Consider the following 12,462-nt stretch of genomic DNA (forward strand, 5'->3'; position numbering starts at 1 on the left):
AGATATCATGAGGACTAGAAGAAACAATACTATTAAGTAAATTTTGCATGATAACCAAAGTAAGTACGGGCATCACACCTTGAATGATATGCAAAAAAATGCTAGAAAGCATATAGACCTTATTCATGTTAAATACTAAGGCAAAAAGCTTAAGCCCTTGACGTACAGACTTCCATATGGAAGAAGTCCTCCGATCTGTACTTTTTTGTACGCTACTCATTAGCGATTCCCCCGATATTGAACCAGGCTGTTCATAGCATGTCTGGCCATGATCATTATTTTGCGCTCCCGATCCCTGTCAATTCCAATTAATCGGTTCAAATGCATATGGATCACACTGTATATAATATCCTCTCTTGTATTGGTAGCTCCCCCCTCCCGTTCCTGCTCATGGAGTATATAATTATATTGCTCTACTGCTTCTTTTCTTGCATAAAAAATATTTTCTATGGATTCGCGACTGGATGCAGTCGAAGCTGTCATTTCCTGATCTGATGCCATCCATTGTAAAAAGAACTTCCGTTCCTTGCGAAAGTCTTTCAAATAGTCTTTGAGATCAAATTGACGATTTAAGAATTGAAACGCATCTTCCTTATAGTAACCAAACTGGTAGAGAAGATTGATCACGCTTAAAATAGCTATAACGTCCTTCTGTAAAGAAGTCTGGTTGAATCTAATGAGACGTACCAATTTGGCTGTCACTTCACTGTCACAAGAAAACATTCGTTCTGCCCACATCATGAGCTTCTTTCCACCGTAACGCTCTACTTCTGGCTCATAGGTATCGATCACAACTCTGGATATCATGCCTTCATTTAAAAGCATCTCTGTCCATTGATGAAACACGGGAAGAAACAAGTTTCCCTCCAGAAACTCCGGTAGCTTAAACCGGACACGAATATGTTTATCTGGATCAGCGTATCGGATAAAGTACCCCTGAAGGATGTTACCGTCCTCTTGATGCTTCCGCACAAATTCATCCCAATAACCACCAATAAACTCATCTTGGCGACTGTTCATACCATATAATTTGGCATAGAACCAAGGACCACCAGGAAGATAGGTACAGGTTGCCTCTGAGGAAAGACAACTTGTATCCTCATGCCTTCTATCTAGTGTCGCAGCAACTTCCTCCTCAAAATGGTTCGTTGCTACAGCCTGTTTACGTATACATGGAAATACAAATTCAGCCGCCAAGCGTCCACTGTGACGAGAGACTGGCGTTTCTCCGACTTCACCTATGTGTTCGATTAAAGTAACTTTTCCTTTGGATTGAAGATCTCTACAAACCTGTTCAACATGCAAGGGATGATTCATATCCAACAGAATTCGATTATCTAATTCAATCATATATACATAACGTGGTAGATTCCATTCTTTTTGGAACTGACACACTAAATTCTCCAAATCAATCATATCCTTGGATAGGCTAGTTGCCGCATCCCATGTCATTCTCCATGTAGCCGGATTGAGAATGACATGCTTATATCTTAGACGTGGGGTAAAAGGGGCATGGGTGGCGAATCCCCACTCCATAGATGACCAATGGCGATAACCATCCTCACTGACCTCCAAAAGAAAACGATGTATGTTAGGAGTCAATTCAGCATTGAGCATATGTCCAGCCCTAGCAATGACCTCACGATTGCGACTTATCGACTTCAAATAAAAATGATCATTACGTACCCCAACAGCAAGGTCCGAAACATGTATCTGCTGTTCCTTTGGCAGGGTATGATTGGTTCCTATTGCGATTTCATAGGGGCGAGTATGCTTCGTTAATACTACATTTGCCGATCTTCCCGAACTGGGTAAATACGATATTCCGGCTAACAGCTTTTCAGGCTGTAACCGTTGCTCTTCCGATTGAATGCTGGAGAACATATCAGTAAAAGGCTCGTCAAACAAATCCAGAAATCTCCCGAACGTCTTTCCCGCCCCGTCTGACCCCTGATTAGGTGCCAGAAGTAAAATATACTCACCGCGATCTACAGCCTGCTGATCAGGGGCGACCAACTGAAAAAACAATTCCATAGAAGGTGCTGCCAACCATTTGCCTGATTTCTGCCCTTTTAACATTGCGTCTATCATGGCATCTGTAAGTACCACTTCATGTTTTCCTTCATGGATGCAAGATACGAACCATTGAAATAAAAGCTTCTCCTGATGTGATCTCGACTGGGACGGTGACATGTTTTGAAGCCGTGTTCGGTTACTCAATGGATGTTTGTAGCCTGCCGGAGCACCCATCCCTGTATCCTCATCAAGAAGCTCCAGCAAAGGGACCTCCCGATATGGACCATACTTCTCCAAAAATTCCACACAAAATTCATCCAAAGGTCTATTCTCTCGCGACGAAAGCTTAGTTAGTAATTCGGCAACACATTCAACATCCTTACGGATACATTGGGGAAGAACAACTCCTCGATCCTCCAGGGAAAGGTCGATTTGCAAGCTTGATTTTGCACTGAACATTTTGCCCATCTTTCGTCTTAAATGCTCCAACGAATCTTCCCCTTGGCCTATAGGGAGACGATTATATTTATTAATAGTATCCGCGATGTTATTAAAATTCTCTTTTAACTCATCAATACCCGTTACTAATTTCAAGACGGATCGTATATGGTCCAGCGGTTCGGTAGTAGTGGTAGGAGGAATAAGCTCAGATATCAAAAACTCTTGCTCAAATAGCTGCCATACATAACGGTCAATTGTCTCTATATCAGCTCTTTCAAATGTCTTATGTAGATGGTTGACCAGTTCCTGATAAGGTATGAGGGTCGAACTTGCTTCCATCACACAATCAAATACCTGAGTCGCACGAATGGACACACTCTGATCTTCTCCACCGACTATACTGCCGCATCTTGTCGTGTAGGGGATTTTAGCCCGGTTACCCTGACGATAAATTAATGTATTACGCTGAACCCGCAGCTGGCGGACAACCTCCTTACTGCTTGTGACCATTTCAACGGCTTTCATTAGCCATTCCATGTCCGGTCTTGCACGCTTTCGATACATATCTGGCTCTTGTAAAATGAGCTGAGACTGCTCTCCGAATTTCCCGTAAGTGACTCCAGATAACAATCCGAACGGCGTAGGTCGTGTAGCCATTCTAGTGATATAACGCATAAAGGATTTGATAACTTGTTCCTGTTTGCGCGGATTGTCCTGATCGCTGATATGTACTAAAGATTCAAGCAGAGTAGGGCTGGAGGCAGCTAACGCTTCACGAATAAATGGATTACGAGATAATTCCGTAAGACGATTTATTGCAACTCGTCTGATTCCTTCAGTCTCTCCGACATTGGTTAGAAAGCATTTTCCGAACTCTTCCATAGGTAGCACAGGAGTACGAAGCATAAAAAAATCCAGGGTTTTATAAAGATGCTCTTCCATTCCCATTAAACCTCCGTTCTAAGCCAAATGTTTAAATTGTTTTCTTTTGCCAACGAACAAAGCTAATAGTCGAACAAATCAATATAATCACGATTAGACACATCCAGAATCTGGTGGAACCATCCACTCTTAAAGCAAGCATAATTTGCTGGAAAGGATCTATTAACATCACAAGTGGCTTGTAAAATGGGTAGATAAACATAGATATAAATAAAATAGAAATAAACGAGAATAAAGGTCTGGATATGAACAAACACACTGCACTACTTAGCATGAGCTTTGCCAGGCAAACCAACGTTAATACCAAATAAAACACAAGTGTATATGACATAGCATCTAATGAGGTGGAAGCCTCTGCTGAGCCGTATTTAAAAAAGGTTAAGCTACGGGGAAAAATAGTCCAACCAGCCAGTATGCCTATGAGCAAGGCTGTACCCGTAAAAACGATCGTCGTGACCGATAATGCGAACAGTTTTCCAAGCCAAAATTGAAAGCGACGGTATGGACGCAGTACATATAAACGATACGCCCCGGAGTGAATATCCCCGCTTAACTGATCCACATACAAAATAGGCAACAATGCCAGGATCAGAAATAGGGAAATTTCACTCATCATAAGCCACGGCAAGTTCAGATTATTAACAGTGGCAATCCCTTCGCCAAAGCGGAATTTCATTGTTCCATTAATTTTAAGACTGACAATATTCGCAATAACCATCAATAGAAAAATTGTATATAATAAAAGAGTAGATCTTCGATTCCATATTCGTTCCATTTCACTTCGCCAAATTCCTAGCATAAGAAAAATCCTCCTAATACAAATAATCATCCTTGGTAAAACGACGATATGCTCCCCATGTAAAAAGGATTAGATATAAAATAACAACGGTGGCAATCGCCCCATTTGCAGACAGGTTTCCGGATAAGGATGTCTTCAATCCTCTATACTGCATATAAGGAATAAATAAAAAGACTATAAGATCATGTATGTAGGGAATATGAGAAAATAGAGATGCTAATTTAAGGTATAAGCCATCGAACAGCAAGGAGAACAGATTATAGGTCGTACAAATACCAATTGCATGGGTTACACTCTTGCTACACATGGCAATGTAGGAATACAGACAGCCAATAGCCATAAGTGAGACAAAAGCCTTTGCATAATATTGAAATACATACATTATAAGCTCTCCATATTGCCTTGTTTCGCCTTCAGAATAGGGAAATCGCCATACTCCGACACCCCAAAGAGACAGACCCAATATAAGTAAGAGTAATAGAACAGAGACCTGTAAAACCAATAGCTTGCTCCAGAAAATCTGTCCCCGAGTAAAACGCCGCATGAAGATTAGACGCAACTGTCCACCCCGGAATTGCTCCGTATATAGAGTCGCTACTAATGCAGCTACAGCAATATTGCATATTAAAAACAAATTTTCTTGCAGGCCTATAATGACAAAGACTTTGGACAACACTTCTACCGAAGTCTTGAGATACAAAAAATAGCTGGCTGTGGAATAAGCGAGTACAGGGGTACATAAAATCAGAAGCCAGAACCATTTTCTGCTATACAATCTCTCGAACTCACTGTAAATGAGTGTCTTCATAATCCCATTAGCTCCATAAAAGCATCCTCTAGCCGTTGACCTTCCTCAACCAATTGATCTGCGGGTCCCTTCCAAACTAGCGTTCCTTCTTTAATCACAATTAATTCGTCACACATTTGCTGCAACTCATCCAGCAGATGGCTGGAGATAAAAAATGCATAATTTTCTGAATTTCGCAAACGAAGGATAATATCTCTCAACTCCCTCATTCCCATAGGATCGAGACCATTGGAAGGCTCATCGAGCAGCAGTAGCTCCGGGTTACCCAGCATAGATTGGGCAATGCCCAAGCGTTGCTTCATGCCCAAAGAATAAGTTTTCACCCTGTCGTCTCCACGCAAATCCAGGCCTACTCTTTCTAACAATTCCTCTATATGCTTTTCCCGATCGGAAGATTTAATATTCGGATGCAACCGAGACAAATTACGCAGCACCTGTTTACCCGTCATATAATCAAAAAAGACCGGGGACTCAATGATAGCGCCTACTTTGGAGAGCGCCTTTTCCCGATCCGCCTGTACGTCATATGAAGCTATCCTTACAGAGCCACTGGTTGAATGCATTAACCCCGTCATGATCCGCATCATTGTTGTTTTCCCGGCTCCATTCGGTCCAATGAAACCATATATTTTCCCCTTTTCAAGCTCGAAGGAAATGTCACTTAATAAAGCCCGTTTCCCCATTTTTTTGGATACTTTTTCAACTTTCAATAAGACATCCGACATTACACTTTCCCTCCATTACTAAATCCAAATATAAGGATGCCTCTGATATTCACAACCAGGAAACCAAAGGTTTTCTCAAAGAAGAAGAAGGGACTTCAAGGTCCCTCCTCCTTTGCTAAATTAAATAGTTATCCAATATAAAGGTTTTGCAAGTTGCAAAACAACTAAAATTTATTAACAAAGTGTTCCTAAATTACTGAAGCAAGGTGAACATGTCTCAACACAAGTTTGGGATGTATTACCGCCACCACAGCCGCTAGAGCAATTCCAAATACTTCTAATTTTAGGCTCTACAGAACCTTGAGATTTGTTTACTTGAACGTCCAGATCAAATAAGTTTTCAGCCATTGCATTCCCCCCCTTTCATTTAGATATACCATCAGCCTTCAGCGAGGTTCATGTTTACCCCGCCAAAGCCTTCCTTCTCGCAATAGAAGAGAAGGATTTTATATGAACAACACCCCGACCAGATCGTCACCTACTCGAAATATTGCCATATATCACGTAGACAACCGTATGTATGATCTTTGTTGATAACAAACACTTCATCTATAATAATTTATATCTTCCTTACAAATAAAAGAATATCATATGTTGCAAAATGTAAATCTATTACTTTATATGTAAACATACATAATAAAAAATCATTAATACCAATTTATTTTAATATATGGTTATTCTATTTCCACTCTCTCATTCTCTTTACCATACAAAAAAGGGGACTGACCCCATAACGTGAGACACATCAAAATACCTTCAAGAGAATCAAGCCATGTCGTAAGATATGGAGATAACCTTGGAGGTGTTTTTACGTTGGCAACGAGAGTGAGTTATCCCTTAGAAATAAAGATGAAAGCGATTGAAATGAGATTGGCAAGAGTTCTGGTAAGAGAGGTTATGGAGCAACTGGGAATACGGAATAAGACACAGCTAGAAACATGGATGAGGTGGTATCGAAAAGGCGAAGTGCATCGTCTGGAGCAGCCTGTAGGTAAACAATACAGCTACAGAAAAGGTCCGGAACACTCTTCGGAGCTTGAAAAAGTAAAAGCGGAGAATCGATTCCTGAAGCAGCAATTGGACCTGCTAAAAAAGTACAAGGAACTGGAAAAGAGGTGGAACCAGAAGTCGCCGTGGCCTGGATCGAATCCAGTACATGGCTCGGGATCGCAAGAGCGACCTACTACCGCTGGAAAGCAACTATGGAGACAAAGCGCACAGATGCTACGGTGGAGAAAATCCGAGAGCTTTGCATCCATCATAAGTTTCGGTATGGTTACCAGAAAATCACCGCACTCCTTCGGGCAGAGCAAAGAATGAATCACAAACGAGTTCAGCGGATGATGCAGCGTGAGGGGCTACAGTGCCGCGTGAGAATGAAGAAACGAAAGGTCACTGGGCAGCCTGCAGGCTGCTTATCCAGCAGAAAATCTGCTGAAGCGGCAATTCCTTGCAGAGGCGCCCCTGCAAAAGCTCGTTACGGACATCACCTATTTACCGTTTGGCGGAAAGATGTTGTACTTCTCTAGCATTCATGCCCGCTTGTAGGATGCATCAACCCTGTCATCATGCGCATCAACGTCGTTTTCCCTACTCCATTCGGACCAATAAAACCATATATCTTTCCTTTGTCAAGCTGAAAGGAAGAATCGTGAATTACTTGACGCTTCCCAATCACTTTAGTGATTTGCTGAACCTCCATAACAACATTAGACATTCTTTCTCTCCTTCCAAATCTATCATAATTGAGGGGAAGGATGGGACTAAAAAGACCCCTTCCTTCCATTTTTCACCCTAATTCGATTAGGATTCGAGTTCAAATTCCATGGTTACACTGTTCAACACAATGCTCCAATATTAGAAAAACATTTTACACCTGCTGTTTCAGCACAAGTGTTGGCTGTTCCGCCGCACATTCCGGTGCATTGCCACGCCAAACTTGTTACTTGAGGTTCTACTGAACCTTTAGACTTGTTAATTTGTACATCCAAATCAAAAATATTATTTTCCATTTTTTCCAAACTCCTCTCGATATTCATCTTTAATAATAAATACAATAATTTTGTGTAATCTAGGAAGCTAATTTATATGAAAGATATCTCAACAGATCGTCACCTATTGAAACATCCTCATATGACATCTTCTTTATATGGTTAGACACTTTATTCAGGCATTATGCCGAAAAAAATCCTGCAAATGACTAATCAAAACTCCTTGTATCGAGTAAAAAGAAATATATATACTAATACATAATTATATGTATAGTTAAATTATGTATTATTTAAAACATATTTAGTAACTGATTTTTTATGAATTCAAGATTGGAAGATATACTTCAATATTCAAGATGCATAAAAGGCCTTGATCCAACTTTGATGCGTGTCCTAAAAGTACACGAAAACGACTTTGGGAGTAAGATATAGCGAAGTCCGCTTTACAACCTGGCAACAAGCAAGTTTAGTAAGGGATTATAAATACCTATTGTAGATGGATCCTTTCTTGATGGACGAAATCATTTCATACCGAGTACTCGCTCGGTCGCGGTCTTGAAGCTCAAATGAGCCTTAAATTTCATTCACTTGAATATCCAGATCAAATAAGTTTTAGAACCACACCCTGACCAGATCGTTACTCAAGGAATATCCATATATGACAATGCGGAAAATCTTATGTATGATCTTAGTTGACCATTATAAAAATTTATCTAACAGTGATTATTTCCTTCTTACAAATAAAACAATATCACATGCTTCAAAATGTAAATCTATTACTTTATATGTAAACATACATAATAAAAAAATAATTAACACCAATTTATTTTAATATATGGTTATTCCGTTCCCACGCTCTCATTAGTCTTTACCATATAAAAATAGCCCCTCAGCAGACGCGCTACCTCAGGGCTATCCCTTTATAAAATATACGTTGCCTATCTTCAGCAACCAGCCTATCACTTACTCCAGTTCAACCCACTCGCCGAGCAACGTGTCCAGCTCAGCTTGCAGTCGCTCACGCGCGTCCCACAGCTCCGCCATGTGCATCGTGTCGCTGCTTGTGCCGAGCAGCTCCAGCTCGGCATCTGTCGCCGCCAATTCTGCTTCTTTGGCGGCAATCGCTCGCTCCAAGCGCTCGCTGGACACAGCGGGCGAGCGGGTTAGCTTCGCGGCCTTCGCTCCGGGTGCCCCCAAGCGACCTGCCGACCCGGAGCGAGCACGGCTCGCATCGGCTCCGCTGGTCGCTCCTGCCCGCGCAGCCGTCCCCGCGCCATTGCTCGCTGCGCTAGAATGTACATCTGTGCCCGAGCCTGAGCTGCCACCCGATGCGGCTCTGCTTGCAGATGTCGGGCGTGTCCCGGTATCCCCGTCGCTCTGTAAACGAGCATTCTCCAGCTCACGCTTCTTCGCTCGGTACTCATCAAAGCTACCTAGATAAAAGGTCAGCTTTCCAGCCTCCAGCTCCCACACGCGCCCTGCCAGCTTGTTCACAAAGTAGCGGTCATGCGAAATCGCCAGCACCGTTCCCGTGTAGGTGTCCAGCGCTTCTTCCAGCGCCTCGCGTGAGTCAATGTCCAGGTGGTTCGTCGGCTCATCCAGCACCAACAAATTTGGCTTTTTCATGACCAGCAACGCCAGCCGCAAGCGGGACCATTCGCCACCGGACAGCATGCTCACGGGTTTAAACACATCGGCACCGTAAAATAAATACTTCGCTAGCAATCCGCGTGCCTCGCCTTCTTCCACCCCTGCTTCTTCCTTGAAGTAAGCAAGCACAGTCGCCCGGCTATTCCGTTCTCTCTCTTGCTGCGCCAAATATCCGTACTCTACGCGCGTGCCCCACTGGACCGTGCCTGCATCTACGCTTTCCTGACCAAGCAACAGCTTGAGCAGCGTCGTTTTACCTGCGCCGTTATCGCCCAACAAGGCTACCTTTTCACCGAATTCCAGGCTGCCCGTTGCCCCGCTTAATATCTGACGCTCTCCATAAGCTTTAACAATATCTTCAAACTGTAGCACTCGGCGACCGGAACGATCCTCCAGTTTTAAGTGAAATTCTGCCCCCTGCGGGTCCAGTACAGGCCGCTTCACCAGCTCCATACGCTCCAGTGCTTTACGAATGGATGCTGCTTTTTTGAAAAACTTTTCGTTATCACCGTTGCGACCCCACTCTTCAAAACGCCGAATGGCCTCTTTCATCTTTTTGATTCGCTTTTGCTGTTCCTTATAATCTTCAAATTGCAGTAGCAATCGTTCTTCCTTTTCCTTAACGTAGCCGCTGTAGTTCGTATAATACGTAAACGCCTCACCATCCTCAAGCTCAATCATTTTAACGGCAACCCGATCCAGAAAATAACGATCATGAGATACAACCACACACGCGCCTGTGTAGCCCTGCAAAAATTGCTCCAGCCATTCCAGCCCTTTCAAATCCAGATGGTTGGTCGGCTCATCCAGCAGCAGCAAATCCGGTCGTCCGATGAGCTGTGATGCCAGCGCTATTTTTGTTTTCTCTCCACCAGACAGCGAGCCGAAGCTGCGCGTATACATTCCTTTGGGAATACGCAGACCATCCGCTACCTGATCAATATTTGCATCCATTTCATAGCCGCCGTTGCGCTCAAACCGTTCCTGTAGGGAAGCATACGATTGCAGCAGCTTCTCCAGAAGACCCGTATCCGCTACCACAATCGGATCTGACATTTCCCGTTCCAGTGTGCTCATCTGATTGCGGCAATCCTTCAGCTCACGATAGGCGTAAGCCAGCGTTTCGTACACGGTGAAGCTCTCAAACTCCGCCGGAATTTGCGGTAAATAGCCGATTTTCGCATCCTTGGCGATGACGAGCTGCCCTTCATCCGGGCGGGACAAACGTGCGATCAGGCGTAATAGGGTGGTTTTACCGCTTCCGTTGCGGCCGATGAGTCCCACCTTTTCTCCCATATGGATTTCAAACGATGCACCATCCAAAATCAGATTGGCAGCGTGGTATTTTTTCAATTGTTGACCGTTAACTATATACATGTTCAGGCTCTCCTTTATTTAGGAAGACCCTTACCCGGGTAACACAAAAAGAGCCGCAGGAGCAACCCCGCGACTCTTCGGAAGATACAGCAATCCGTTCGAGTTAAGGTAGGCGTCTTCTCGCGATGTTTACAACCATATGATTAAAATTGGACAGACTTCTCCCGTTGTATGGAAAAGCATGAACAATGCCAGCCATAGCAATCGGCAGCTGGCTAATACGGTTGTTCAGCATCTCGTGATTCACCTACCTCACCTCCTTCTTCATAATTGTGTGTAGTATATCATGTTTGCTCGTATTATAAAAGAGGGCGATGGTTCAGCGAACTATGAAACAGAGTGGTGCCCTCTGACAGCCTGCGATGTCCCGACTCTGGTAATCGAAAATACGCCGCAGACAAAAGCAACAATCACAAATGCCCCACCCACCCAAGCGTTCGTGGCAACAGATTCACTATTCTCAATTACTACGCCTCCCAGGGCAGAACCCAGAGCGATCCCGACCTGGAGTGCGGAGAAATTAAAGCTTTGCTGAATACTACCCGATTCGGGCGCATTTTCAATAAGATAGCTTTGCATCGGGGGCGACAAGGCCCAACTCAGTATGCCCCAGATGATCAATAATGGCGCAAATACATAAACCGAGTGGATTGAGAGTGGCAGCAGGAACATCACGGCGATAAACACGCCTACGACGACTAGAATACTTTTCGCTGTCCCGAACCTATCTGCCAAAGAACCGCCAATAAAACCACCGCTCACTGCCGCCAGCCCAAAGACAAAATAGGCCACACTAACCCACGAAGCATTTAAACCCATCATATTTTCTAAAAACGGAGTGAAATACGCATATAGCGTGTAGTGGCCCGCCAGTGTCAGCGTGGTCACCAGATGAGCACTGATGACTTTAACATTTTTTAAGGATTTCAATTGATCACGCATAGGCACAACATGTTCCGTCGGAATCCGTTCCATAAACAAGTTGATAACGATCATAGCAACGACCGTCAACAAGGCAATAATCAGGAAAAGCACCCGCCAGCCAAACGCATTTCCAATCAGCACCCCGGCTGGAATACCAAGCACGATGGAGGAGCTAACCCCCATGGAGATGACACCGAGGACACGGGCCTGATAAGCCTTGGACACCACTTTGACTGCAATGGTCAGTGACAATGTCACGATCAGCGACCCGCTTGCAGCGGTAATGATACGGGATACAAACAGGACTGCATAATTCGGACTCCAGAAGGCCAGCAGACTTCCCAGAATAAAGATAAACATCGACCACAGGTACAGTCGTTTTCGTTCAATTTTGGCGGTCAACGCCAACAAAGTTGGCCCAGCAATAGCGTACACGAGCGCATAGATCATGATAAGCTGTCCTGCCGTACTTACGGAGACATTCAAATCCTGTGCAATTTGGGGCAGCACGCCACCGATAATCAGCTCCACCAACCCCACCGTAAAGGTCGCAATCGTTAAAATAACTACTTTGAAGTTCATTACATTAGCTCCTTTGCTGTCATGTAAATTCCCTCGTATTACGCAAAAAAATCCTGACCACAAGAAATGTACAAGACGTACACTTTTTGTAATCAGGATTTATCGGTTCCTGGTAGAGACCCTCAAACCATATTATTGAGGTTATACAAATGGGGCATTCATTTATTACGCATTCACGAAGGTTATAGCTATTACTATAAAGGAGCC

The 12,462-nt window shown here is 43.6% G+C and carries 11 protein-coding genes and 1 riboswitch; of the genes, 1 reads left to right on the forward strand and 10 read right to left on the reverse strand.

Annotated elements, in window-relative coordinates; all coding sequences use genetic code 11:
* Positions 1-219 precede the first annotated feature (219 nt).
* The 5 genes from MHH57_RS24055 to MHH57_RS24075 all read right to left on the reverse strand — a co-directional run bounded on the left by MHH57_RS24055 (position 220) and on the right by MHH57_RS24075 (position 6,079).
* Positions 220-3,399, reverse strand: a complete 3,180-nt coding sequence (locus tag MHH57_RS24055) for a lantibiotic dehydratase (RefSeq protein ID WP_342434620.1) — start codon at positions 3,397-3,399, stop codon at positions 220-222.
* 31 nt (positions 3,400-3,430) lie between these two features.
* Positions 3,431-4,198, reverse strand: a complete 768-nt coding sequence (locus MHH57_RS24060; RefSeq protein ID WP_029518678.1) for an ABC transporter permease — start codon at positions 4,196-4,198, stop codon at positions 3,431-3,433.
* Between the two features lie 13 nt (positions 4,199-4,211).
* A complete protein-coding gene (locus MHH57_RS24065) occupies positions 4,212-5,006 on the reverse strand; it encodes an ABC transporter permease (RefSeq protein WP_029518679.1) in 795 nt (264 codons plus the stop codon).
* Complete coding sequence (locus tag MHH57_RS24070; RefSeq protein WP_029518680.1) at positions 5,003-5,731, reverse strand: ATP-binding cassette domain-containing protein; 729 nt, start codon at positions 5,729-5,731, stop codon at positions 5,003-5,005. The genes MHH57_RS24065 and MHH57_RS24070 overlap by 4 nt, the downstream gene beginning before the upstream one ends.
* Positions 5,732-5,905: 174 nt before the next feature.
* Positions 5,906-6,079, reverse strand: coding sequence for an FDLD family class I lanthipeptide (locus MHH57_RS24075; RefSeq protein ID WP_193373363.1), 174 nt, complete (start codon positions 6,077-6,079; stop codon positions 5,906-5,908).
* 501 nt (positions 6,080-6,580) lie between these two features.
* Between MHH57_RS24075 and MHH57_RS24080 the strand changes: the two genes are divergently transcribed.
* Entirely contained in the window at positions 6,581-7,051 is a 471-nt protein-coding gene (locus MHH57_RS24080; RefSeq protein ID WP_342434621.1) for a hypothetical protein, read from the forward strand.
* Positions 7,052-7,256: 205 nt separating this feature from the next.
* Here the strand turns inward: MHH57_RS24080 and MHH57_RS24085 are convergent, their stop codons facing one another.
* The 5 genes from MHH57_RS24085 to MHH57_RS24105 form a co-directional block, all read right to left on the reverse strand.
* Complete coding sequence (locus MHH57_RS24085; protein WP_029518683.1) at positions 7,257-7,448, reverse strand: ATP-binding cassette domain-containing protein; 192 nt, start codon at positions 7,446-7,448, stop codon at positions 7,257-7,259.
* 121 nt (positions 7,449-7,569) lie between these two features.
* Positions 7,570-7,743 (reverse strand): FDLD family class I lanthipeptide, encoded by a 174-nt coding sequence (locus MHH57_RS24090; RefSeq protein WP_155271705.1) that lies wholly within the window; start codon positions 7,741-7,743, stop codon positions 7,570-7,572.
* A 942-nt stretch (positions 7,744-8,685) separates the two neighbouring features.
* The gene (gene abc-f, locus MHH57_RS24095; protein WP_341071362.1) at positions 8,686-10,749 is read right to left on the reverse strand and encodes an ABC-F type ribosomal protection protein; all 2,064 of its coding nucleotides are present in this window, start codon (positions 10,747-10,749) and stop codon (positions 8,686-8,688) included.
* A gap of 103 nt (positions 10,750-10,852) precedes the next feature.
* Entirely contained in the window at positions 10,853-10,996 is a 144-nt protein-coding gene (locus MHH57_RS24100; protein WP_165145821.1) for an RAxF-45 family protein, read from the reverse strand.
* Between the two features lie 80 nt (positions 10,997-11,076).
* Positions 11,077-12,255: an MFS transporter gene (locus MHH57_RS24105; protein ID WP_209947677.1), complete on the reverse strand. Its 1,179-nt coding sequence runs from the start codon at positions 12,253-12,255 to the stop codon at positions 11,077-11,079.
* A gap of 69 nt (positions 12,256-12,324) precedes the next feature.
* A riboswitch (purine riboswitch) is annotated at positions 12,325-12,424 on the reverse strand.
* Between the last annotated feature and the right edge of the window lie 38 nt (positions 12,425-12,462).

It is taken from the genome of Paenibacillus sp. FSL H7-0442, assembly GCF_038593105.1.
GTDB lineage: Bacteria > Bacillota > Bacilli > Paenibacillales > Paenibacillaceae > Paenibacillus > Paenibacillus polymyxa_D.

Bases quoted from the DNA above. Each gene is read 5' to 3' on its own strand.
- abc-f (WP_341071362.1), bottom strand. From the start codon at position 10,749: ATGTATATAGTTAACGGTCAACAATTGAAAAAATACCACGCTGCCAAT.
- MHH57_RS24105 (WP_209947677.1), bottom strand. From the start codon at position 12,255: ATGAACTTCAAAGTAGTTATTTTAACGATTGCGACCTTTACGGTGGGG.
- MHH57_RS24065 (WP_029518679.1), bottom strand. From the start codon at position 5,006: ATGAAGACACTCATTTACAGTGAGTTCGAGAGATTGTATAGCAGAAAA.
- MHH57_RS24055 (WP_342434620.1), bottom strand. From the start codon at position 3,399: ATGGAAGAGCATCTTTATAAAACCCTGGATTTTTTTATGCTTCGTACT.
- MHH57_RS24080 (WP_342434621.1), top strand. From the start codon at position 6,581: ATGAAAGCGATTGAAATGAGATTGGCAAGAGTTCTGGTAAGAGAGGTT.
- MHH57_RS24075 (WP_193373363.1), bottom strand. From the start codon at position 6,079: ATGGCTGAAAACTTATTTGATCTGGACGTTCAAGTAAACAAATCTCAA.
- MHH57_RS24060 (WP_029518678.1), bottom strand. From the start codon at position 4,198: ATGCTAGGAATTTGGCGAAGTGAAATGGAACGAATATGGAATCGAAGA.
- MHH57_RS24070 (WP_029518680.1), bottom strand. From the start codon at position 5,731: ATGTCGGATGTCTTATTGAAAGTTGAAAAAGTATCCAAAAAAATGGGG.
- MHH57_RS24090 (WP_155271705.1), bottom strand. From the start codon at position 7,743: ATGGAAAATAATATTTTTGATTTGGATGTACAAATTAACAAGTCTAAA.
- MHH57_RS24085 (WP_029518683.1), bottom strand. From the start codon at position 7,448: ATGTCTAATGTTGTTATGGAGGTTCAGCAAATCACTAAAGTGATTGGG.